This window comes from Bradyrhizobium sp. LTSP885, assembly GCF_000938305.1.
GTDB lineage: Bacteria > Pseudomonadota > Alphaproteobacteria > Rhizobiales > Xanthobacteraceae > Bradyrhizobium.
This window is the reverse complement of the sequence record NZ_JYMT01000038.1, coordinates 276,293-299,318: the sequence shown is the minus strand read 5'-3', so window position 1 is coordinate 299,318 and position 23,026 is coordinate 276,293. Positions and strand designations below refer to the sequence as shown.

Here is a 23,026-nt window from a genome sequence, read left to right as displayed (position 1 = left end):
CGAGCTGCCGGAGGGGCGGATGAAATCGCTGAAGTTCGATACGCCGAAATCGCTGGCGCAGCGGGTGATGCTGCGGCTGCGCCAGGGCATCATCGACGGCGAGTTTGCGCTGGGCGCTGCGATTTCCGAGGAGATGGTCGCGCAATCCTTCGGCGTAAGCCGCACGCCGGTCCGCGAAGCGATGGGACAGTTGCAGGCGCAGGGCCTCGTGGTGATCCGGCCGCAGGTCGGCAGCTTCGTCTTTACGCCGAGCGCAGCCGATATCGCGGAGCTCTGCGCCTTCAGGATCATCATCGAGCCCAAAGCCGCCGAGTTTGCCTATCGTCATGACCGTGCCGGCGCCGTCGCTGCGATGGAGCAGGCGATTGCCGGAATGAAGCGCACGCTTGCCGCCAAGGACAACGTCGCCTATGGGCGCGCGGACACCGCGATGCACGACGCCCTGTTCGCATACTGCAGCAATCACTATCTCGTCGAATCCTACCAGCTCGTCTCGGGCCGCGTGGCCGCGCTGCGCACCAATCTGACGTCGCCGATCGATGTGCAGACGCCTGCCTCGTTCGAGGAGCATCGCCGGCTACTGGATCTGTTCGAACGCGGTGATTTCGCAGGTTTCGGGAGCCTGATGACGACACACATCGCCAATTCAGGGCGGACCTACGCGCAGGCGCTGCAAGTCGCCTAAGGAACGACCGTCGCCGCCTGCTCTTCGTCACATGTGCGAGCGTGCTCTGCCCTCACCTTTTTTCACGCCGCCCGTCGTCGGCGGTTGAAGGCTTGGAGGTTGAAGGCTCGGAGGTTGAAGGCTTGGAGGCTGAAGACCTGGACTGTTGGCCCAACGGTCCAACTCCTCGATGATCCGCTTGTGGCTCGGCCGAAGCGGTGCCGGCCCGCCGGGCTCCTGGGAGAGTTTTCGGGGCAGCTTGACCTTGTCTGTCATGGCTATCGCTCCAGTGCAGGCAGCATGACCCGCGTCGGCGGTCGTGTCTGCGCGGCGCCTTCGCCGGGCTTATTTGTGGTGATGCCGCAGGTAATCGTGCAGCGAGCTCGACCCTGTCTCCTTGAGCAAGGTCTTGAGCATCATGTCCTTGCGGCGTCCTTCGGCAAAACTCTCACCATACTTCTTGCGCAGCGCGGCGACCTCGGTGTTGCCGTGCTTGCGTTCGATCCTGCCGGTCTTGTCGCGATGACGGCCGTCGAGACCCTTGCGTGCCTTTGCCATGCCCTGCTCTCCCGTTTCGATTTCGTCGAGACGCCTAGACCTTGATATCGCTCGGCAGCTTTCCGCCGTTGGCGGCGAGCTTGGCCATGACCTGCTGATGCAGCCAGACATTCATGGCGGCCGAGTTGCTGGTATCGCCGGTGTAGTTCAGCTCCTGCGCAAGCTGCTTACGCGCCGCAAGGCTGCTGTCGAGCCCGAGCGCCTTCATCAGGTCGACGATCGAGGTCCGCCAGTCGAGCCGTTCGCCCGTGGCAGCAGCGGCCTTGTCGACGATCGCTGCGACATCGACGGCTTGCGCCGGAGCCGCGCCGGGCGCTGCGGCAGGTGTGGAGGCAGTCGGCGACACGCCAGCGGTCCCCGCAGTGGTCGTTGCCGTCGGCGGCGTCTTGGCCTGGGCCGAGCCGTGGCCAAAGATTGCACCCATGATGCTTCCAAACACGCTCATGATCTTCGCTCCTGTTCTCGCCCGGTACCTGCTCCTGGTCCGGCGATGGAACGGACGATAGGCAGGGCGCAATGCGGGCGGAAGATGACCTTCGTCACTTCCGGAAGGTTCGGCGGCGTGGTGCAATTTGGTCGCAAGCGCGTGGTCGCGAGTCGACGATGCGTCTCGGAATGCATGCTTGCATGAACTCGCCAGCGCGGCCTCGAACTCCGGCACCGAGGCCGGACAGGTCACGCTATCCGACTGGCGAGAACTGTTCATCGCGCGCCCCACGCGTGGTGAAGTCAGCCGCTCCGACGCGATTCGCCAGCCCCGAGAGGTCGGGGCGGCTGACACCAATCGATATCAGTGCATATCGAGCGAGCCCCTCACCATCCGTCATTGCGAGCCAACGGGGCGCGCATTCGCGCGACCCGTTGGCTCGCAATGACGGGGAGATATCCTGATTCAAAGCTGCCGACGGCGGATGATTTGGGCGAGTTCGGCAAAGCTTTCCGCGATGCCGACGCCGGTCTTTGCGCTCACCGATCTGACGTTCGACTTGGCGAGCTCGCCGATCTGGCCGGCACTTCCCGCGGCTTGCGGAAGATCGATCTTGTTGAGAAGCGCCCGGTACGGCCTGCCCGGGAACCGGGCCTCGAAGCCGTGGACCAGCTCGACCATGCGCGTCACCGTCTGCGGCCGCGTGACGTCTGATACGATGATGGCGGCCGACGCACCGGTGACATAGACGGTGTCGAAGATCTGGGTGCCGAAATCGCCGTCGGTGTCCCACAGCACAAGCCGCATCGGATCGCTGCCGTCGGCGGGTGCAACGTCATGGCTCAGGATTTCGACGCCGAGCGTCGATTTGTACTGTCCCTCGAAGCGGTCGTAGACGAGGCGATACAGGATCGACGTCTTGCCGACCCCCATATCGCCGAGCAGCATGACCTTTGCGGTAAGCATCAGCGGGACATTTCGGATCGATAGACGTTTTCGAACGACACCCGGCGGTTGCCGCCGATCGTGGTGTCGAGCTTGTCGGTGATCGGCAGTGTCGCCGCGCGCGACACCAGGATCAGCCGTGCCGGCTCGACCCCGAGCGCCGTCAATCTCCGCGTCACTTGCTCCGCCCGCTTGCGCCCGAGCGTCCTGTTGGTGCCCTCGGTGCCGCTCTGGTCGGCATATCCGACGATTCGAACCCTGAGATCGTTCTTCGCCAGCAATCCGGCAAGCTCACGAATCTGCTGCTCGGCCTGATCGTTGTCGAGGAATTCGTCGGAGTTGTTGGTGAAGAAGACCGCCGTCGAGGCGATGAAACGATCGAGCTGCGCGGCCGGACCGTCGACGACGGACTGCAGCGCGGCATATTGCTCGCCCAGTTTGGCGTACTGTTCGCCGAGCTTGTCATATTGCCCGTTCAGCCCGGCATATTGCCGGTCGCCCGACTTCGATTGCTCTGACATCGCGTCGCGCATCTGGTCGAGGCTCGCCTGCAGGCGCGCGAGCGACTGCTGCACGGCTGCGACCGAAGCTTGCGATGCAGCCAACTGCTCGGGTCCGGACACGACGCCGATCCGGTCGACGATCCGGTACGGCGACGCCGCTGAGCCAAGCGCATCGATCAGCGGTGCGGTCTCCAGCTGGCTCGGCTCGATGCCGGAGACCGCCACGCTTCGGTTGCCGTGATCGAAATCGAGCCGAAGTGGAAACGAAGCCAGCAGCGGCTGCTTCGCCGCGAACTGCTCCAGCGCAGCTTGCGTCCGCCGCTCCAGCAGGCCCCTCGTCACCGAGATCCAGGCGAACCAGACCAGCGCCGCCACGGCGAGCGTCAGCAGGCCGAACAGGATGACCTTGCCGCGCCGGCTCGTTGCCTTGCGAGGAGCATCATCGGCTTCGATCGACGTCGCCAAATTTGCAAGCATCGCGCGATCGCAGGTCGCGCCGCGGTCGATGCTCTCGATCGCATCGAAGAACAGCGAATTGATCCTGGCATTGTCGGCGGGACGCAGCGGGCCGAGGCATTGCGCCGCGAGGATGAAGCGGGGCGAGGCGCGGAGCGCGATCTCGCGTCCGCCGAAATCGAGCGTTTGCAGATTGCCTTCGCCGGCGAGCGCCTGAACGGAAAATTCCAGGATCGCCGCGACCATCGCGCTGAGCAGGTCGGCGCGCTCATCGGGGGTTTCGTCGCGCTTCCAGTCCGCCACCAGCCGGCCGTTGCCGCGCTCGATGATCAGGAGCCGGTTCACCCGCGGCGGATTGTCCGTCAGCACGAACTCGCTGATCGGGCGGCCCGTGACCAGCGACTTGATGCGCCCCACCCACAATTGGGCTGATGTCAGCGCGTTGATGCGCTGCTCGAGCGACGCCAGCGTTTCCCTGAAAGAATTCGCCACCGCGGCGCTGACCAGCCGGCCGACGATCGGGTAGAGCGCCTCGACCATCAGCTCGCGCGAATTCCTGATCTCGCTCCTGATCGCGGAGACCACGGTGGGCGCGATGGCGTTGGCGAGTTCGCGCGGACGATTGACCTCGGCCCGCTCCAACGCCGCGACCAGGATATCAGCGGTTGCCGTCTCCAGGCGATCGGCGTTGCCGACATACTGTTGAAGCGACGCGAGGTCGGTTTCCAGCGACTCCAGCCGCACCGCCTCCGGCTGAAACAGCAATGTCCTGAGCTGCTCGATCTCGCGATTCTGGCCGGCAGCGGCTGCCATGCTATTTGCCCGAGCGGCTGGATCCCAATCCGCTGACGGCCGCGCCGAGCTGCGAGATGGCCGCACCGATATCCTTCAGCGACTCGAGCCGCTTCTGCTCGGTGTCGCGCTCGAGGTCCGAGACCCTCGCCTGAACGGCTGCGAGCTCGTTGGCAAAGTCCGCCTGCATCTGCTTGAGGGACGCAAGCATCTCCTCACGCAGGCCCGCCAGATTGCCTTCGATCGACCGTTGCGCGCCGCCGAACAAGAGGTCGCGGACCTGATCGATTGTCGCAGCGCCATGCACCGCTCCATCCGCTCCGTTACCTGCAGCTACGGTATTTGCAGCTACGGTATTTGCCAGTCCATCCGTGCCCTTGGCCTGGCGCTCGGTGCCCTTCATGGTCGTTCCCTGCTAATATCCGAAGCTACGCAAACCCGTTGCGTGCCAAAAAACAAATCTGGAACAATCTTATAGCGAATTTCGGCAGCGCGGCACAACAAAAGGCGAGCAATCAGCGGCAGGTTGTGCCGGCGCGGTGCAGGGCTCACCAGATTATTTCAGTAAGTGATTGCCTTTATTGCGAGTTCCGTGCGGTTCTTGACCTGACACTTCTCCAGGATCGCGCTGACATAGTTCTTCACGGTCCCCTCAGCCAAATGCAGCCGCTCGCCGATCTCGGTGTTGCTCTTGCCCTCGACGATCAGCGTGAGAATTTCATTCTCCCGCGCCGTCAAGCCGTCGCGCACCGGCAGCTTGGCCGATGCGCGCGGGCCGCGCAGCCGCTTGAACTCGTCGAGGATACGCGCCGCCACCCCGGGCGAAAGTCCCGACTGTCCCTTCATCACCGCACGGATTGTCGTCGCGATTTCGTCGATCCTGGCGTCCTTCAGGAGATACGCCTTGGCGCCCGCGCTGACGGCTTCGAAGATCAGATCGTTGGTCTCGAACGTCGTCAGCACGACGACATGGGTCCGCGGCAGCTCGCGCAGGATCCGCTGGGTTGCGGCAATGCCGTCGACGCGCGGCATCTGCAGGTCCATCAGGATGACGTCCGGCCGGTATCGCCGTGCGAATTCGATCGCCTGCTCGCCATCGGCGGCACCGGGGAGCATCTCGAAGTCGTCGTTCTGTTGAGCGAGGAGTGTGGCGATACCTTCCCTGATCAGCGCCTGATCCTCGGCGATCAGCACCCGCACCTTCTCGATATTGCTCACGGGCTCCATCATCCTCTCGAACACCAGTCGTCCCCGGGCGGCCGGCGGGCTCAATCGGCCAACACGCCCGACGGTGCCGCTGGCGGCACCGCCACCGGTAGCGAGATCCGGACCAGCGTCCCCTGCCCCGGCGCGCTCTCGACCGAACAGTCTCCGCCGACAAGTTCAGCAAATTCAGCCATTCCAAGCAATCCGAAATGTCCGGGCGCAGGCACGGCCGGATCGAAGCCGCAGCCATCATCGCGGATTTCGACGACGAGTTTGCGGCCGACCGCCGCCGGCGCCTCGAAGGCACGAAACCAGACACGCCGCGCCCTGGCGTGGGTCTGAACGTTGCGCAGCGCCTCGCTGAGCACGCGTTGAACCGTCAGTGCGCAATCGCGCAACCCGTCGCGCGCCCGCTCGTCGATCTCGGTCGAGACGTCAATGCCGCTGCGTTCGGTAAAGTCGGTCAGCAATCCTTCGACGTCCGGGTCGATCTTGAGGTCGTCGGGCATACGCAGGCGGGCAATGGCATCGCGCGCCCGCACGAGGCCGCTCGCAGCCGCGTCTTCCGCAGTCGCAAGGCTGTCCGCGAGACGCGTCGGATCGGTCGACAGATAGTGCCGGATCAGCCGGATCTGGGTCAGCAGCGCCACGATCGAATGAACCAGCGTATCGTGCAGGTCGCGCGCCAGGCGAAGCCGGGTGCGCGCCAGCGAGGCAAAGCGCACCTCGGCGCTCGCCGCCTCGAGCTGCTGCTCCATCAGGCGCCGGGCTCGGCGTTCGCTTCCGAGCAGCGTTTCGACCTGACGCGCCGCGAAATCGGGCATTGCGATGACGAAGTAGTGCGACCGCTCGCTATTCCAGAGCACGACGGCGGTCACCGGTTGCGTCAGCCCCGGCGATGCGCCGCGCACGCCCGCGAGCGCGATCATGTCCCGCTGTCCATCAGTGAGGGCTTTAAATTCGGCCTCCATTCCGACCAGCAATACACACTCGCAGCAATCGGCGCCGATCGCGGGCAGCCATTCGACCAGGCGCCCGATTTTCCGCACCATCGCTCTGTCGGCGCCGATGACGGCGAGACCGATGACATCTGCCTCTGCGGCCGGAATCAAATCCGCGCTCAGGTCGATCATTCGTTGCCCAAATAAGCTCGAAGCGAGCGCCCCACTCTGGCGTAAGCCCATGGCGGCCGCAAACGAATATGACTTTCGTCATGATCGATCCTGACTTTCGTCAGGTGCCGCCGCCGCTGGAAATGCGGTTCTGATTTCATTGGCGAGCAAAATCGTGCGGGCTGTGAAAGTGCCACGTGCCGATGCCAGCCGGGCCGCGCCGATGAGGCCGCGCCAATCGACCGGAGTGAGCTGACGGATGAGGGTCGCGCCACGAAAATTGTCGCGCACGGCGCCGCCCATTTTGGCCGACGCGGCAAAGCCTGTGAAGCGCTTTCGCCTGAGCGGGACGCAGAAAGCGGCACTCTACGCCGCGCTCACCGGCCGTCTGCAGCTCTATCCGCGTGGATATGCCGCGAGCAAGTCGGGACCGTTTCATTCACGGCGGGCCGTCCTCGGGCTCGCGCGCGCAGGCCTGATCAACATCAGCGCGACGGCGCGCTATGCGACGGCAACGCAGCGGGCGCGCGAAGTCCATGCCGATCCAACGGACGCTGGGGCGAGCGGGCAGGACGGCCGCACGCTTTCCCAACTCATGCCCTAAAATAGAGACGCCACTTCCGCACGGGACATAGGCGAGCCCGGCGATCAGATTGGTCGTGATCGTCGCCGGGCGGTCGGGTCGTCGCGTCCAGCGAGACTGGCGATGCCGCGCGTCATCGTGCATCGCACTGCACAAAGCTGTGCAGATGCTTACTTTATCGTCAGAGCCGTGCTATATCTTGACTCGAAGAGAGTGATGGATGACACGCCCATGCGTTTCCTCGGTCTCGTTCTACGGACGCTGTTTCTGATCGTCGTCGTGGCGGTAACGGCCCGGGTGGCCACGCCGCAGAATGAAAGCCTGTGGACGGCATACGACACGCCTGCCGATCTGTTCCGTATCATCCTCGGCGCCACCGTCTGCATCTTCGTGGCCTTCCAGATCTTCCGATATTCGCGGAATCCCGCCGACATGCGCAACTGGGTTCCGATCGGCCTTGCCGTGGTACCGCTCGCGGTGATCTGCGCTGTGGTCATCTGGTAGCGCGCAGGCTTCGCGCTCCTGGCGGCCGGCGGTCGCCTCCATCACGTTCAGTCACGCAACTTTGGTCCGGCCTGAAAGCGATCCGTCGCCGGGGCGGCAGCAACGCGCGGCTGGCCGACTCGTTCGGCAGCTAATCTGCAAAGATAATCTTTACAGTTTACCTTCAGATATGCTATCCACTCCGGCATGAGCAATTCACCTGATCGTCCCCGGCCGGCGCGCGCATCCGCGTTGGCCGAAGATTTGCGTTTGCTGATCGGAAAGCTGAAGCGCAGGCTTCGCGAGCAGGGCGATCATGGCGACCTGACACCATCCCAGGTCTCGGTCCTGCTGCGTCTCGAGAAGGCCGGCCCCGCGACAGTGTCCAGCCTGGCCCGATCCGAAGGGATGCGCCCGCAGTCGATGAGTTCGGCAATATCAGCGCTCGAAGCCGCAGGGCTCGTCAGCGGTAAACCCGATCCCGAAGACGGCCGGCAAACCATCATGTCGCTGACGGACACTTGCCGCGACTGGATCCGGGTCGGCCGCGCCGCGCGGCAGGATTGGCTGACGCGCACCATCACCGCGCGGCTGTCGCCCCGAGAGCAGGATGAGCTCGCCGCCGCCGTCGGGCTCTTGAAGCGGCTGATCGACGATTAATGCGGCCTCGCGCGAACCATCTCGCAGGCAGAAGGAAACAATCATGCCCCTCACGACGCTAGATCCGATCACCGCCCTCATTATTGTGGATCTACAAAGCGGCATCGTCGGCATGCCCCTCATTCATCCGGTCACCGATGTCGTGACGCGCTCCTGCGCCCTCGCGGCGGCGTTTCGACGACACCGCCTGCCGGTCGTGCTGGTCAATGTCGATGGCACCGCGCCGGGACGAACCGAGCGGCCGCGCCCTGGCGGACCGTTTCCCGACGGCTGGACCGACCTGATCCCGGAGCTCGATCGGCAACCCGGCGACATCGTCGTGACCAAGCGGACGTGGGGCGCCTTTGCGAACACCGATCTTGAGAAACAGCTGAAAGCGCGCGGGGTCACGCAAGTGGTGGTCACTGGCGTGGCCACAGGCACCGGCGTCGAATCGACGGCTCGCCAGGCCTATGAAGCGGGATTCAACGTCACGCTCGCCATCGATGCCATGACCGACGCGCGGCCGGAGGCGCACGACTACAGCATCGCCAATGTGTTTCCGCGGCTCGGCGAAACCGGCGCGACGCAATCAATCATCGATCTCCTTGAAAGGACGCACGCCCATGCTTGATCTCGTCGCCTATTTCTTCGGAGGCGCCTTTCTCACCAACGCCATTCCCCATGTCGTCGCCGGCATGATGGGCGAACCATTCCAGAGCCCGTTCGCAAAGCCGCGAGGCGAAGGACTGTCCTCGTCGACCGTCAACATCCTGTGGGGCTTCTTCAATCTGTTCGTCGGATATCTCTTGGTCTGCCGCGTCGGTGATTTCGGCCTGCGGACGACAAGCCACGTCGCCGCACTCGGCCTTGGCGGCCTCGTGCTCGGCGTCCTGCTGGCGCGGCACTTCGGGCGGTTTCACGGCGGCAATGAGCCAACGCGATCATGAGGCGGGTGTTTCGATCGCTGCGAAGCTTCAACTACCGGGTCTGGGCGGCAGGCGCGCTGGTATCCAACATCGGGACCTGGATGCAGCGCGCCGCCCAGGACTGGCTCGTTCTGACCCAGCTCACCAATCACAGTGCGTCCGCCGTCGGCATCGTGATGGCGCTGCAGTTCGGGCCTCAGCTGCTGCTGATGCCATGGTCCGGCTATGCCGCCGATCATTTCAACCAGCGCAAACTGCTGATGGCGACGCAAGCGACCATGGGCGCGCTCGCCCTCATCCTCGGCATCCTCACCGTCACCGGGCTGGTGCAGCTCTGGCACGTCTATGTATTCGCCTTCCTGTTCGGCTGCAGCGCGGCGCTCGATGCTCCCGTGCGCCAGACATTCGTCGCCGAACTGGTTGATGAGGCGGATCTGTCGAACGCGATCGCGCTGAACTCGACCACGTTCAACGCCGCCCGCATGATCGGGCCCGCGGTCGCCGGCCTCATCATCGCCTCCGTCGGCACCGGCTGGGCGTTTCTGCTCAACGGCGCGTCGTTCATGGCCGTCCTGACCTCGATGTCGCTGCTGCGCACCTCGGAGCTTCGCCCGAATGCCCGCGCCCATCGCACCAAGGGAAGCGTGACGCAGGGTTTCCACTATGTCTGGTCGCGCCCCGACCTCAGGGCCACCCTGGTGATGCTGTTCCTGATCGGGACCTTCGGCTTGAACTTTCCGATCTTCATTTCGACCATGGCGGTCGGCGTCTTCCACACCGATGCGCGCGGCTTCGGCCTGCTGTCCTCGATGATGGCGATCGGGACGGTGTCGGGCGCGCTGCTGGCCGCAAGCCGCGAGCGGCCCCGGTTCAGCTCGCTGATGCTGGGCGCTGCGATCTTCGGACTGGGCTGCACGCTGGCCGCGCTGGCGCCGAACTACTGGCTGTTCGCCGCCGCGCTCGTCGTGATCGGCGTCGCTGCGCTCACCGTCACCAACACCTCGAACGCGCTGATGCAGCTCTCGACCGAGCCTGCAATGCGCGGACGCGTGATGGCGCTGCGGCTCGGGGTTGCGCTGGGCGGCACGCCGATCGGCGCACCGATCGTCGGCTGGGTCGCCGACCATCTCGGCCCGCGCTGGGCGCTGGGCGTCGGCGCGTCCTCGGGCTTTGCAGCAGCGCTGGTGGCAATTGCTTTCCTGTCGCAACGGGATGTCGAAGCAAGCGGCCTGCCCCCCGCGGTGAAGCGATAGAGCAGTTGTCTCAGACGAAGGCACTCAGTCCCGTGATCGACTTGCCGACGATCAGGGTGTTCATCTCCCGGGTGCCCTCGTAGGAATAGATCGCCTCGGCGTCGGCGACGAACCGGCCGATATGGTTCTCGAGCAGGATGCCGTTGCCGCCGAGCAGCTCGCGCGCATAGCCGACCGTCTCGCGGCACTTGACGGTGCAGAACGCTTTCGCGAGTGAGGCGTGCTCGTCCAGCATCACGCCCTCGTCCTGCAGCTGCGCGAGCCGCAGCATCATCGCCTGTGTCGAGGTAACGTTGCCGAGCATCCGCACCAAGAGATCCTGAACGAGCTGGAAGCCGCCGATCGGCTTGCCGAACTGCTTGCGCTCGGTCGCGTAACGCAGCGCGTGCTCATAGGCGCCCATCTGGCAGCCGACGGCGAACCACGCCACGCCGGTGCGGGTCATCCGCAGCACCTTGGCGGTGTCCTTGAAGGTGTTGGCGTTCTGCAGGCGGTCCGCTTCCGGCACGCGGCAGTCCTTCAGGGTGATCAGCCCGTTCTGCACCACGCGCAATGCCATCTTGGTCTTGATCTTCTCGACCGAGAAGCCCGGATTGTCCTTAGCCACGACGAAGCCCTTGACCTGGTTCGAGCCTTCATCGCGTGCCCAGATCACGTTGATGTCGGCGAAGGTCGCGTTGCCGATCCATTTCTTCTGGCCGTTGAGGATCCAGACATCGCCCTCGCGCCGGCAACTCGTCAGCATCCCGCCCGATGTGGCGGAGCCGACCAGCGGCTCGGTCAGGCCGAACGAGCCGATCTTCTCGAACCGCATCATGGCCGGCAGCCAGCGCTGCTTCTGCGCCTCGTCGCCGCACAGATAGATCGAGCCCGCCGACAGCCCGGTGTGCACGCCCCAGAAGGTCGCGATCGAGGAATCGACCCGCGCCAGCTCCATCGCGACGAAACCGTTCAGCAGCCAGCTGCCACCCGCCGCGCCATAGCCCTGGTAGCCAACGCCGCCGATGCCGGTCTCGGCCATGTCAGGAATGATCGCGAACGGAAATTCATCGCGCGCCCAATAGTCCTCGATCACGGGCGCGACCACGCCTTCCGTGAACTCCCGCACGCGCCGCACCAGCGCGCGCTCCTGCTCGTTCAGCACATTTGCAATGCTGTAGAAATCACCGTCGATCGGCGGCGGCGCATAGTCCGGCTTTGCAGCCCGTGTCGCCTGCGGATTCGTCATGGATTTCCTCCCTCAGCGTGGCGAGGTTTTGCTGTTATGTGTCGCGGTCTCGGCAGGGCGGACTATCCTGCCGAGACTTAATTTCGTCGCGATGTCCCTCGGGAGCGACGTCAGACCGATTTGTTCGGACGAACGCTGGCGCGGAACTCCTCAAAGCTCTCCTTGACGCGGTCCTGGATGATCTTCACCGCGTCGGTGGTCGACTGCCTTGCGGTCGACGCGCTGTCCTGGGCGCCCTTCACCGCGATATCGAATACCTTCCGCGTGAACTCGGTCTGCAGCGCGAGGTTCTCCTGAATCTTGAGCGGCATGTATTCGCGCGCCAGCGTCGCGGCCTCGCGCAATCCGGCTTCCAGCACTTCGCGCTGCTTCTGCGCCACCGACTGCGCGCCTTGCGCGGCGACCTTCGCACTCTGGCCGAGCGCGTCGAGATTCTTCCTCTGGGTCTGCAGCAATTCGTCCACGTTCAGCTTCGGCAGGCCGAGATCAGTGCCGAACTTCCGCAGCATATCGACGTATGAGGCGTTATCAGTCATGAGTTCCTCCCTGGTTGCTGTGCTTAGGATTTGTTGCGTCCGCCGCCGGACATTGGAACGAGATCTCTGAGGCTATTGGTCGTTCGCGACAGCAGCGATGATGGCGCGACCTCCCGGCTCTCGTCGGCCAGAAACGCCTCGATCAGGGCTGCGGTTTCCTTCGGCCGCGTCACCAGAAACAGGTGTCCGTCGTCGATCATGCGAAGCTCGGCGTTCGGGATCAGACCCGCCAGGATATGGCCGTTGATCGGCGGCACTAGCGGATCGTCGCTGCCCATCAGCACCAGCGTCGGCTGCGGCAGCGACCACAGCCATGGCAGGCTGGTCCAGCCGGCCATCGCGAGCAGCTGGTACAAATAACCGAGGCTGCGCGTGCCGTGCATCCCGGCCGCATGCCGACCGATCAATGACGGATCGTCGCGAAACGCCCCGCCATAGATGTCAGCCGCGACCCTGTTCATATAGTCCTTGTCGGTGTAGCGGCGTGGCGTCGCCATCTTCCACAGAACCGACGGGCTTGCCGGCACCATCGTGAAGCCGGCCGCGGTCGCGGCGAGCACCAGCCGCCGGCACCGCTTTGGGAATTGATGGGCAAATTGCTGCGCGATTCCGCCGCCCCAGGACACACCGGCGACGTCGACTTGCGCGTAGCCGAGCTTCGCAACGAGTTCAGCGGCAAGCCGCGCCAGCGTCGACGGACGATATGGCAATAGCGGCCTTGGCGACCCGCCGACGCCGGGCACGTCGAAGATGATGGCGGTCGTGCTGGTGAGTGCGTCGAGGAACGGCTTCGCCAGCTCCCAATTGGCGCCAATCCCGTTGAACAGCAGCAACGGCGGCCCGCTGCCGCCGCCATGCCTGATCGCGACCTCAAGCAGCTGGCCGCCGATCGTAACCTGCCGGGTTTCGAGCGCACCTGGCTTCGCGACCGTCTCGGCCTTATCGCCGCTGGCGAGATCTTCACTCAAAGACGTAGGTCCCGGGAGCCGCACCAAGGGTTGGATGGCGTTCGCTGCCCAGCGAGGCCGGCGCAGTCACCTCATCGCCGGAGCGGGTATGCATCCAGTCGCGCCAATCGAGCCACCAGCTTCCCTTGCGCTTCTCGGCCGAAGCCATGAATGCGTCCGGCGTGTCCGTGGTGATCGGCCCGATCATGAACGACGCCTTGGTGTTGGTCGGCGGATTGACCAGGCTCTGCAAATGTCCGCTGTTCGTCAGCACGAAGGTGGTGCCCTCACCCATGATCTGAGCCGTCTTGTAGACACCCTTCCACGGCGTGATGTGGTCGGTGACCCCTGCGACGATGTAGCTGTCGGCCTTAACCTTGCCCATGTCGATGGTCTTGTCGTTGAGCGTCAGCTTGCCGGCGTTCACGAACGGATTGCTGAAGTAGAGATCGAGATAGTCGCGATGCAGCGCCGCCGGGAGGCGGGTCGTATCTGCGTTCCAGAACAGGATGTCGAAGGCCGGCGGCTGGTTGCCGAGCAGGTAATTGTTGACCCAGTAGTTCCAGATCAGGTCATTGGGCCGCATCCAGGCGAACATCCGCGCCAGATCGTGGCCGTCGACGATGCCGCGCAGCCGCGAGGACTCCTTGGCGAGGCGCATCGTCTCGGGCGTCATCAGGCAGCCGAGCGTGCTTTCCTCCGCCGAGTTGGGATCGAGCAGGCAGACCGCCAGCACGAGATTCTTGATCTTCTTCTCGGCGGCGCTGCCGAGTGTCGCAAAATAGGCGGTCGAGGTGATGCCGCCGGAGCAGGCCCCCATCATCGAGATGTCCTCGCTGCCGGAGATCTCGCGCGCCGCGTCGACGGCCTCGTCGACCGCGGCGACGTAGGTGTCCAGTCCCCAGTCGCGATGGGCCGCCGTCGGGTTGCGCCAGCTGATGGCGAAGGTCTGGATTCCGCTCCCGAGCAGGAAGCGGATCATGCTCTTGTCCGGCGACAAATCGAGCGAGTAGTACTTGTTGATCTGCGGCGGCGTGATGAGCAGCGGGCGCTTTCGCACGGTCGCCGTCGTCGGCGTGTACTGGATCAGCTCAAGCAGCTCGTTGCGGAACACGACCGCGCCCGGGGTGATCGCGATATTCTCGCCGACCTTGAAGGCGGAGCTATCCACCATCGACGGCATGCCGCGATTGTGCGTGAGATCGTCGAGATAGTTCTTCAATCCATTCCACATGCTCTGTCCACCGCTGTCGATGAACTTGCGGACCGCCGCCGGGTTGGTAAGCATCGTGTTGGTCGGCGCCACGGCGTCGATCAGGATGTCCGTGACCAGGTGCGCACGCGCCTTGTCGATGTCGCTGAGGCTGGTCTTGTCGACCAGGCCGCTGACCGCCTCGCCCCACGCGAGATAGGACTTGAGCAGGCCAGAGTGCAGCGAGCTATCCTTCCAGGTCGGGTCCGCGAACCGCTTGTCGCCCGCCTTCGGCGTGCGCTCGGATTTGCCAGCGACGATGGAGCCCAGTTCGCCGACGAAGGACAACCATTGTTCGGTCGCGACCTTCGGCTCGTTCATGACCGCCTTGAACAGGATGCCGGCGCTGTCGACCAGATCCTGGCCGCGGATGCCGACCAGCGGATTGAGCGCCAGCGTATTTCGGGATGCGGCCTCGGAGATATCAGCGGTCGCGGGTTCGGGAGTGCGATTGTCTGTGCTCATGACCGTCATGCTCCCTTGGTTGGCCCCTTGGCGGGAATCAGAAGCGCCAGCGTTTCGGCGATCAGCGCGGGCTTTTCGGATCCCTCCACTTCCAGCGTGTTCTGGGTCTTCATGACCACCTGCCCGGTATCCCTCGGTTCGATCCCGGCGAGCACGACGCGCAGTCTCACCCGCGCGCCTGATGGCACCGGCGCCAGGAAGCGGACCTTGTCGATCCCGTAATTCAGCCCGGCGGCGGCATCGCTCGGGATGATCCCGACCTGCATCGCGAGCGGCGCCACCATCGCAAGCGTCAGGTAGCCGTGCGCGACCGGACCGCGGAACGGGCTCTCCCGCTTGGCCCGTTCAACGTCGACATGAATCCATTGGTGATCGCCGGTGCAAGCCGCAAACGTGTCGATGCGCTCTTGGTCGATCGTGACCCAATCCGACAATCCGAGTTCCTGTCCAACGCGTTCGCCCAGGCCGGCTATTGTGAGGCTGCTCATGTTTTCCTCCTCGATCTTTTTCTCGGCCGCGCTGGGACCGTCACATGTCGCCGTACCGCTCGCGCAGCTCCTTCTTGTTGATCTTGCCGACGCTGGTCTTGGGGATGCTGTCGATGAACAGGATCTTCCCGGGGATTCCGTATTTCGAGATGATGCCCTTGTCCGCGAACAGTTTGAGATGGTCCTTGATGGCATCGTCGCTGAGGCCGTCGGCGCCGGCCGGCTTCTTGACCACGAGCGCCAGCGGCCGCTCGCCCCATTTGTCGTCCTTGACGCCGATCACCGCGGCCTCGGCGACGCCGGCGCATTGCGTAATCAGGTCCTCGATCTGCAGCGACGAGACCCATTCGCCGCCGGTTTTGATCACGTCCTTGATCCGGTCGGTGATGTGGACAAAGCCGCCCGGGCTCACCACCGCGATATCGCTGGTGTGCAGATAGCCGCCGGCCCAGAGTTGCTCCGAGCCTTCCGGATTGTCGAAGTAGCCCTGGGTGAGCCAGGGCGCGCGCAACACGATCTCGCCGGCCGACTTGCCGTCATGCGGCACGTCGTTCATGTCGGGGTCGACGATGCGCAGGTCGACCAGCGGCCCCGCCATGCCGGCCCTGGTACGGAATTCGACCTCGCCGTCGGGGTCGCCGCTGAGATCCTTTGACAGGACATGGGACACCGCAGCAAGCGGGCCGGTCTCCGACATGCCGTAGCCCGCGAAGATGTCGATGCCGGCCGCGAGCGCCTGCTTGGCCAGCGCCTTCGGCAACGCCGAGCCACCGATCACCATCTTGAGACCCTTCAGATCGACATCCGCCGCGGCAGCGGCGTTGAGCAGCATCTGCAGGATGGTCGGCACACCATGGGTGAAGGTGACGCCTTCGCTCTTGATCAGCTTGACCAGCAACGCCGGCTCGTAGCGGCCGGGATAGACCTGCTTGGCGCCGGCGAGCGTCGCCGACCAGGGGAAGCCCCAGGCGTGGACGTGGAACATCGGCGTGATCGGCATATAGACGTCATCGCGCGAGAACCGGCCCTGCGAGCCCGCCATGCCGAACAGGGCGAGCCCCGCGATTGTGTGCAGCACGAGTTGCCGGTGGCTGTAATAGACGCCCTTGGGCAGTCCGGTGGTGCCGGTCGTGTAGAAGGTGGTGGCCTGGGTGTTCTCGTCGAAATCGGGAAAATCGTAATCGGGCGAGGCTGCGGCCAGCAGGCTCTCATATTCACCGATGAAGGACAGGCTGCCGATCTGCGGCGCCGGTCGGTCCGCCATCACAATCATCCGCTTGACGTTCGGCAGTTGCGCCTTCAGCCCCTCCAGCAATCCGACGAACTCCTCGTTGACAAGCAGCGTCGAGGCGCCGGCGTGGTTGATCGTGTAAGCGACCTGTTCGGGCGACAGGCGGACATTCACCGTCTGCAGCACGGCGCCCATCATCGGGATCGCGAAGAAGGCCTCGAGAAACCGGTTGCTGTCCCACTCAAGCACGCCGACCGTGTCACCGGGCTCGACCCCCGCCTTGCTCAGCGCCGAGGCGAGGCGTCCGATCCGCTCCCTGATCTGACGATAGGTGAAACGTTTCAGGTCGCGGTAAACCACCTCCTGGTCTGGCGCCTGCACGCGCGGCGTGTGCCAGAGTTGCTTGAAGATCAGCGGATATTGATAGGCGGATTTGGTGGTTTGAATCAGCCTTCCGACCATCGCGGCCTCCCTCGACTTGTTTCCTCGGCGTGGCAGCGTCCGCAATTCTAAGGAGCGGATCGTCTGGCCTGCCGTCCTGTCACGACGGTCCCGACCTCGTGACATTAGGCCGAAGCGTCGCGTGATGCCCGAGATTTGTGAAGGTCCGAAACGGACATCGGCCGGGTCTGAACCGGCCAGACTGGTCTCGCTGACGGCGATGTCTTGAATAAAACTGCGCTCTTTGCCGCGGCGCCCTCTGCTGCTCTGCAGCAAGGGCGAACCCAGCCGATCTGCCTTGGGTTGTGCCGCGAACCGGCTATGTTGCGCGGCGCTGGCGAACTGAAATCTGGCGCTGTAGAGAAGCTGGTTCGCCTCCAACATTGCCGCCTCTATTGTCAGGCGCCGAAGGAAAGGCTGATTCACGTTGCAACCAACCACGCGTCTCAAGAAGCCTGCAGGCTCCCGCAATGAGATCCTGACCGTCGGCGCCGGCGACAGGGTCTATGAGTCGACCAAGCTTGGTGCCGTCTTCGACATGCTGATCAATCACGGCGTCCCGGCCGATGTCGTTCTACGCGACGTGAACATCCCGCACCAGGAGGTGCATTCGCCGCAGACGCGGATTTCACTGACGCAACTGATGACCATCTGTCAGAACGCGCTCCGGCTGTCGACCGACCGTCACCTGGCCTATCGGATCGGCGCATCGGTCCACGTCTCGACCTACGGGATGTTCGGCTATGCGATCCTGTGCTGTCCGGATTTCCGCAAGGCGATGGATTTTGCGATGCGCTACCACGCGCTCGCCGCACCGCTGGCGACGATCGAATTCAGCGAAGACAAGGCTGACGCGAGATGGACCATCGAACCAAATCTGCACGCGGTAGCCGAATCCGCACTCTACCGGTTCGTCACCGAGATGCAGATCGGCATCCACATATCGCTGATGCGCGACATCATGGGGCCGACCTTTACGCCCTCCGAAATCGGGCTTGCCTATCCGCAAGCGTCCGACTTCGGTCTTCCCCAGGACCAGATCGGATGTCCCGTCCGGTTCGAACAACCGGCCAATCAGATCGTCTTCAGGTCGCAATGGCTGGATCGGAGTGCAGATCTCGGCAACAAGACGACATATCCGACCATCGTTGCCTTGTGCGATGATTTGCTTGGAGACCTGAAACTGCGAATCGGGATTGCCGGCAAGATTCGCGCGGTCCTGCTTCGCGACATCGCAAACCCGCCGAGCTTTGAGGCCATCGCCAAGCTGCTCGACGTGAATGACCGGTCGCTGCGGCGCCAGCTTCGTCAGCAGGGCTTTTCCTTCCGCGGCCTGCGCGACGAGCTGCGGACCCAGATTGCCCTGAAATATCTCCGCCACACGACGCTCGCCAACGAAGACATCGCACTGGCCCTCGGCTTCAGCGATGCCGCAAACTTCAGGCGTGCGTTCCACCGCTGGACCAACAAGGCACCGAGCGATATCCGAGGCGAATAGGGCAGGTCACTCTTCGCTCGAAAGCGCTCCATCTCCTACATCTGGTGGTGGCCGGCAGCCTGCCCGCCATCGACGTGGAGAATCTCACCTGTCACAAACTCCGCGCCATCGAGATAGAGTACCGCGTCCACAATGTCGGACACCTCTCCCATCCGCCCCATGGGATGGAGCGCCGCCAACGCTTGATGGGCCTCTTGCGGATGCATCGGCGTCTTGATGATTCCCGGCGACACGGCGTTGACGCGAATCCCGGTCCTCGCACACTCGATCGCAAGCGCTTTCGTTGCTGCGCTCAGCGCTCCTTTTGTGAGAGAGGCAAGTGCGGCCGGGACACTGCTCATCGGCTGGTCGACGAGACTCGTCGTGATCGTGACGACGTGACCGCTCCCTTGCTTGCTCATGACGTCCAGTGCGCGCTGGGTCATATGAAAGAAGCTCGTCACATTCGTCGACATGTAGAGCGCATAGTCATCAGGCGAATAGAGCGTGAATGGCTTTGCCATGAACATGCCGGCGTTGTTAACCAGCGTATCGACGCGACCGAAATGATCGAGGGCCGTCTTGAACACGCGCTCGGCCGTATCAGCGGCACGGATGTCGCCTTGTACGGTCAAGACGCCGGTATCGGCAGACGGCTTGATCGACCGCGAGGTGGCGACAACCCGGTAATTGCGATCCCTGAAGGCTCCAAGAATACCCGCACCGATCCCCTGAGATGCACCGGTTACGATGGCTACTTTCTGCTCTGCGCTCATGATTCACCCCATTGTTCGAGGAAGCTTCGCTTTCGTCACACCTCCGCCTCGCAACTGGCCGTCAGCGGATCGTAGTCCGGATGTTTCAGCATCGCGTGGAGTTGTCGGCGCCGGACGCCGATATTGCCTCCGCCAAACAGAGGCAGCGCGAGCGCGTCCTGCAGCAAGCGTCCCAACGGGAGGGCATGATCGTAGCTCTCGATCCCGACGACGCGCATGAGGTCCGTCAGCACCCGCACGGCCGTTTCCGAACCATGGATCTTTGCTTCGATCGCCAGCTCCTGCGCAGCGGGTGATTGCACATCGACCGCCTGGCACGCCCGCCAGCAGAAGCAACGGGTGGTTTCGATGGCGATCTTTGCGTCCGCCAACGCGTATCCGACGGCCTGATGCTCGATGATGGGATGAACGCCGCCCCGCCGTTCGGTACGCGCGAAGCCCAGTGTGAACTCAAACGCGGCACGCATCAGCGCCACGGCGAAAATTCCGACCAGCGCGGCCGCGCCGGTGAAGCAGGCCCCCGTCAGGGCCAAACCACCGCCGGGGTGACCCAGCACATTATCTCTGGAGACGCTGACAGCCCTGAGATCGAACTCGGGCAAGAGGTGTGCCCGGTGCCCCACCGAGTCGATCGCGCGCTCGAAGATCAGGCCCGATGCCGGGCGCTCCACGACCAGGATTGAAATCCCCCGTTCGGGAGGCGCATCAGGATCGGTTCGGCAAAGGATCGATAGAAGGTCCGCGCCCTTGCGATCCCAACCGGTGGCTGAGGACACCCAGCTCTTTCGTCCCTCGATGATCCATCGCTCACCCCGAAGCGTGGCCGTGGTGCGAACGCCCTCGCCCGGCGGGGGTGATCCAGCATTGGCGCTGCCGCCCGGTTCGGTGGCGCAAAACCCGGCCAACGGTGCTGCTGATTGTTCGAGGAATCGAGGCAGCAGCCTGTTCCGCTGCTGCTCCGTGCCGCCGATCAACAGCGGCAACAGTCCAAGCACAGTTCCAATCAGCGTCAATGTCACGCTGGCGTTCACTGCGTAGAGTTCCTCGACCACAATCGCAGTGTCGATCAGGCCGGCACTCTCGCCGCCGGCGGAAAGCGGAATGCATTTCCGCAGAAACCCGGCCGCAATCATTGCCTCGTAAGCGGGCTTCGTTGCGGCGAACCGTTCCTCCGCGGTGGGCAGCGTCTCTGCCTCCAAAGCCGGCGAAAGCACTTCCTTTGCGAACTTCCGGGATTGCAGCTGGAGTTCGCGCTGGCGCGCGGTCAATCGAAAATCAATGGCCACCGATCTTCCCTCTCACCGGGTCACAATCAGCCAGGTGCACTACGCCGCCCCGCTCGCAGTGAGCGGATCATAACCGCTTCGCTTGAACATCATGTGCAGTTGACGACGCCTGACGCCCATATTGCCGCCGTCGAAGACCGGCAGCGCGAGCGCATCCTGCAGCAGACCGCCGAACGGAATTTCATGATCGTAGCTGTCGATGCCGACGACGCGCATCAGATCGGTGATCACGCGGACCGCGGCCTCTGAACCGAAAATCTTCGCCTGGACCGCAAGCTCCTCGGCCGCCGGCGACTGGGTGTCGAGCGCATGGCAGGCGCGCCAGCTGAGATTGCGCGCCGCTTCGATCGTGGTCTTGGCATCGGCCAAGGCGTAGCCGACCGCCTGGTGCTCGATGATCGCGTGAACGCCGCCCCGCTTTTCCGTACGCGCGAAATGAAGCGCAAAGTCGAACGCGGCACGCATCAATGCGACGCCGAAGATACCGACGAGTGCGGCGGTGCCGGTGAATGCCGCAGCCGCCAACGCTAGTCCTGCACCTTCCTGTCCCAGCAGATTGTGGTGGGGCGTCGCGACGTTCTGCAAGCCGAATTGCGGCACGAGATGCGCCCGATGACCGATCGTGTCGATCGCGCGTTCGAAGACCAGGCCCGTTGCCGGTCGTTCTACCGCAATGATGGAAATCGCAGCATCAGGCGCCGCCGCCGGATCGGTTCGGCACACAACGCAGAGAACATCGGCGCCTTCGCGGTTCCAGCCGGTGGCCGACGACACCCATTTCTTGCGGCCGTTGATCACCCAATTGTCGCCCTCTCGCCTCGCCGTGGTGCGGACGCCCTCGCCGGGCGGGGGCGAGGCGGCATTGGCGCTCCCGCCTGGTTCGCTGGAGCAGAAGCCGGCCAGCGGCGCACCGCTTGTCTTCAGAAACGGCGCCAGCAGCCGCTGGCACTGGTCCGGCGTGCCGCCGAGCAAAATCGGCAACAGGCCGAGCACCGTCCCGAGCATCGTGAGCGTCACGCTGGGGTTCACGCTGTAGAATTCTTCAGCGAGCAGCGCCATATCGATCAGGCCGGCATTGTCGCCACCGGCCGGCGCCGGGATACATTTGCGCAAATAGCCGGCCGCCACCATCGCCTCGTAGGTCGGCTTGGTCGCGAGAAAGCGTGCCTCCGGCGTCGGCAACAACTCGGCCGCCTTGGCCTCGCTCAGCACCTCTCTCGCAAATTTGCGGGATGCGAGCTGGTGATCGCGCTGCTGCGCCGTGAGCGTGAAATCAATCACTGGTGAAGCGTCCTCGTCTTCAGCGGCGTGTCGCCGCATTCAAGAGAGGACTAGCTTGCCGATCCGGCAAAGTCTTGGGCGGGAGTGAACCGATTTCTTGGTCTACTGCGTACCGTCGGCCGGCTTTCCCATGACGCGTCGAAATTCTCGGGGCGCCAAGCCGTTGCTGCGCTTGAACAGCTTGTTGAAATGCGAAATATCGCGAAAACCGGCATTGAATGCGATTTCCGCAATGGTCGCGCGTCGATGTGCTTGATCCAGCAAATTGCGGGTACAAACCAGGATCCGCTGCCCGTTGATGTGCTCTCCGACCGAGCGACCCGTGGCAGAAAACAGCTTGTGCACATAGCGCTGCGAGCAACTGAATTTCAGCGCGAGTGTGGCCGCACCCAGCTCGGCGTCCGCCACGTGACGATCGACGTAGTCCAGCATCATCGACAGCAAAACAGACTGACCGGCCTGTTCCGGCGGCCTGTCGTCCAAAATGCCGGGCGCATGAGATATCAGGTCAACGACATGTTGCGCACCGAAGGCAGAGATTCCCGAGCCCGGCTCCGAACGAAGACACAGTTCTGCGTGTCCCGCGAGTGTCCGGGATAGCGCGCGGCCGGCCTCGGTCCCGGAGAGCCTCAACCGTGGCCGCTCTGCGAGGGTACCTGGCAACAGCTGTCGTGGTACCGCAAAACAAAACAGGCTGAAATTCCGACCATTCGCGATTTCGAACGGCTCCGTCGTGTCGACAATGGCGAGATCTCCGGGGCCGCAGATCTGCTCGTGGCCGCGCTGGGTGTAACGCCCAACGCCATCGAGCTGGAGATTGACAAAATACACATCGCCGATGCTTCGCGCGATGTGCGAGCGCAGACGGAGAACCACGTGCTTTGTCGCTTCGACGCGGGAAATCTGGATCGAGGCGACGTCGGTTCGCGAAATCGTCCCTTGGAAAGGTTGTTCGGCGATTTTCCGCGGTTCGAGCTGAACGAAAGCGTCGGCCAGGTCCTCGGCCCAACTTCCGAAGGGCCGGTCCGTCTCAATCGCTTTTGTCGACCACTCCATAGGACCACCCAG

General features: G+C 63.8%; 26 protein-coding genes. 8 read left to right on the top strand and 18 right to left on the bottom strand.

The features are described 5' to 3' along the window. The first annotated feature begins 19 nt into the window (after positions 1-19). Complete coding sequence (locus UP09_RS25210) at positions 20-685, top strand: GntR family transcriptional regulator (protein WP_044540983.1); 666 nt, start codon at positions 20-22, stop codon at positions 683-685. A gap of 324 nt (positions 686-1,009) precedes the next feature. Here the strand turns inward: UP09_RS25210 and UP09_RS25205 are convergent, their stop codons facing one another. From UP09_RS25205 to UP09_RS36430, 8 genes are all read right to left on the bottom strand, one after another. After that, positions 1,010-1,222: a hypothetical protein gene (locus tag UP09_RS25205; protein WP_044540982.1), complete on the bottom strand. Its 213-nt coding sequence runs from the start codon at positions 1,220-1,222 to the stop codon at positions 1,010-1,012. Between the two features lie 34 nt (positions 1,223-1,256). Further along, positions 1,257-1,667 (bottom strand): DUF3597 domain-containing protein, encoded by a 411-nt coding sequence (locus UP09_RS25200; protein ID WP_044540981.1) that lies wholly within the window; start codon positions 1,665-1,667, stop codon positions 1,257-1,259. 447 nt (positions 1,668-2,114) lie between these two features. Beyond that, positions 2,115-2,615 (bottom strand): Rab family GTPase, encoded by a 501-nt coding sequence (locus UP09_RS25195; RefSeq protein ID WP_044540980.1) that lies wholly within the window; start codon positions 2,613-2,615, stop codon positions 2,115-2,117. Then, positions 2,615-4,366, bottom strand: a complete 1,752-nt coding sequence (locus UP09_RS25190) for an OmpA family protein (protein ID WP_044540979.1) — start codon at positions 4,364-4,366, stop codon at positions 2,615-2,617. Before UP09_RS25190 ends, UP09_RS25195 begins: the two co-directional genes overlap by 1 nt. A gap of 1 nt (position 4,367) precedes the next feature. Continuing rightward, positions 4,368-4,748: a hypothetical protein gene (locus UP09_RS25185; RefSeq protein ID WP_044540978.1), complete on the bottom strand. Its 381-nt coding sequence runs from the start codon at positions 4,746-4,748 to the stop codon at positions 4,368-4,370. A gap of 158 nt (positions 4,749-4,906) precedes the next feature. Further along, positions 4,907-5,572: a response regulator transcription factor gene (locus UP09_RS25180; RefSeq protein WP_044541213.1), complete on the bottom strand. Its 666-nt coding sequence runs from the start codon at positions 5,570-5,572 to the stop codon at positions 4,907-4,909. Between the two features lie 41 nt (positions 5,573-5,613). After that, positions 5,614-6,684, bottom strand: coding sequence for a sensor histidine kinase (locus tag UP09_RS25175; protein ID WP_052833204.1), 1,071 nt, complete (start codon positions 6,682-6,684; stop codon positions 5,614-5,616). Between the two features lie 78 nt (positions 6,685-6,762). Further along, positions 6,763-6,954, bottom strand: coding sequence for a hypothetical protein (locus UP09_RS36430; RefSeq protein ID WP_156164761.1), 192 nt, complete (start codon positions 6,952-6,954; stop codon positions 6,763-6,765). Positions 6,955-6,967: 13 nt separating this feature from the next. Between UP09_RS36430 and UP09_RS25170 the strand changes: the two genes are divergently transcribed. From UP09_RS25170 to UP09_RS25145, 6 genes are all read left to right on the top strand, one after another. After that, positions 6,968-7,267 carry a hypothetical protein gene (locus UP09_RS25170; protein ID WP_052833202.1) on the top strand — a complete coding sequence of 100 codons (300 nt, stop codon included), beginning with the start codon at positions 6,968-6,970 and terminating at the stop codon, positions 7,265-7,267. A 102-nt stretch (positions 7,268-7,369) separates the two neighbouring features. After that, positions 7,370-7,750, top strand: a complete 381-nt coding sequence (locus UP09_RS25165; RefSeq protein WP_156164760.1) for a hypothetical protein — start codon at positions 7,370-7,372, stop codon at positions 7,748-7,750. A 186-nt stretch (positions 7,751-7,936) separates the two neighbouring features. After that, a complete protein-coding gene (locus UP09_RS25160) occupies positions 7,937-8,389 on the top strand; it encodes a MarR family winged helix-turn-helix transcriptional regulator (protein ID WP_044540975.1) in 453 nt (150 codons plus the stop codon). A 43-nt stretch (positions 8,390-8,432) separates the two neighbouring features. Further along, positions 8,433-9,002, top strand: coding sequence for an isochorismatase family protein (locus UP09_RS25155; RefSeq protein WP_044540974.1), 570 nt, complete (start codon positions 8,433-8,435; stop codon positions 9,000-9,002). Beyond that, entirely contained in the window at positions 8,995-9,318 is a 324-nt protein-coding gene (locus UP09_RS25150; protein WP_044540973.1) for a hypothetical protein, read from the top strand. The genes UP09_RS25155 and UP09_RS25150 overlap by 8 nt, the downstream gene beginning before the upstream one ends. Then, complete coding sequence (locus UP09_RS25145; protein WP_044540972.1) at positions 9,315-10,550, top strand: MFS transporter; 1,236 nt, start codon at positions 9,315-9,317, stop codon at positions 10,548-10,550. Before UP09_RS25150 ends, UP09_RS25145 begins: the two co-directional genes overlap by 4 nt. Before the next feature lie 10 nt (positions 10,551-10,560). On the opposite strand, the gene UP09_RS25140 is transcribed toward UP09_RS25145, so the two are convergent. From UP09_RS25140 to UP09_RS25115, 6 genes are all read right to left on the bottom strand, one after another. Next, on the bottom strand, positions 10,561-11,778 hold the full coding sequence (locus tag UP09_RS25140) for an acyl-CoA dehydrogenase family protein (protein WP_044540971.1): 1,218 nt from the start codon (positions 11,776-11,778) through the stop codon (positions 10,561-10,563). A gap of 110 nt (positions 11,779-11,888) precedes the next feature. Continuing rightward, positions 11,889-12,314: a phasin family protein gene (locus tag UP09_RS25135; RefSeq protein ID WP_044540970.1), complete on the bottom strand. Its 426-nt coding sequence runs from the start codon at positions 12,312-12,314 to the stop codon at positions 11,889-11,891. A gap of 23 nt (positions 12,315-12,337) precedes the next feature. Next, positions 12,338-13,282 (bottom strand): poly(3-hydroxyalkanoate) depolymerase, encoded by a 945-nt coding sequence (gene phaZ / locus UP09_RS25130; RefSeq protein WP_063840161.1) that lies wholly within the window; start codon positions 13,280-13,282, stop codon positions 12,338-12,340. Continuing rightward, positions 13,275-14,978, bottom strand: a complete 1,704-nt coding sequence (locus tag UP09_RS25125) for an alpha/beta fold hydrolase (RefSeq protein ID WP_044541210.1) — start codon at positions 14,976-14,978, stop codon at positions 13,275-13,277. Before UP09_RS25125 ends, phaZ begins: the two co-directional genes overlap by 8 nt. A gap of 5 nt (positions 14,979-14,983) precedes the next feature. Then, positions 14,984-15,466, bottom strand: coding sequence for a MaoC family dehydratase (locus UP09_RS25120; RefSeq protein WP_044540969.1), 483 nt, complete (start codon positions 15,464-15,466; stop codon positions 14,984-14,986). Between the two features lie 40 nt (positions 15,467-15,506). Then, positions 15,507-17,159, bottom strand: a complete 1,653-nt coding sequence (locus UP09_RS25115; RefSeq protein WP_044540968.1) for a fatty acid--CoA ligase — start codon at positions 17,157-17,159, stop codon at positions 15,507-15,509. Positions 17,160-17,565: 406 nt separating this feature from the next. Here UP09_RS25115 and UP09_RS25110 point away from each other — a divergent pair, with 406 nt between their 5' ends. Then, positions 17,566-18,636, top strand: a complete 1,071-nt coding sequence (locus tag UP09_RS25110) for an AraC family transcriptional regulator (RefSeq protein ID WP_044540967.1) — start codon at positions 17,566-17,568, stop codon at positions 18,634-18,636. 35 nt (positions 18,637-18,671) lie between these two features. Here UP09_RS25110 and UP09_RS25105 read toward each other — a convergent pair whose 3' ends face one another. The 4 genes from UP09_RS25105 to UP09_RS25090 form a co-directional block, all read right to left on the bottom strand. Beyond that, positions 18,672-19,391, bottom strand: coding sequence for an SDR family NAD(P)-dependent oxidoreductase (locus tag UP09_RS25105; protein WP_044540966.1), 720 nt, complete (start codon positions 19,389-19,391; stop codon positions 18,672-18,674). A gap of 35 nt (positions 19,392-19,426) precedes the next feature. After that, positions 19,427-20,677 (bottom strand): acyl-CoA dehydrogenase family protein, encoded by a 1,251-nt coding sequence (locus UP09_RS25100; protein WP_044540965.1) that lies wholly within the window; start codon positions 20,675-20,677, stop codon positions 19,427-19,429. A gap of 39 nt (positions 20,678-20,716) precedes the next feature. Beyond that, positions 20,717-21,958: an acyl-CoA dehydrogenase family protein gene (locus UP09_RS25095; protein ID WP_245302188.1), complete on the bottom strand. Its 1,242-nt coding sequence runs from the start codon at positions 21,956-21,958 to the stop codon at positions 20,717-20,719. Positions 21,959-22,060: 102 nt separating this feature from the next. Beyond that, complete coding sequence (locus tag UP09_RS25090) at positions 22,061-23,014, bottom strand: AraC-like ligand-binding domain-containing protein (protein WP_044540962.1); 954 nt, start codon at positions 23,012-23,014, stop codon at positions 22,061-22,063. Positions 23,015-23,026: the final 12 nt, after the last annotated feature.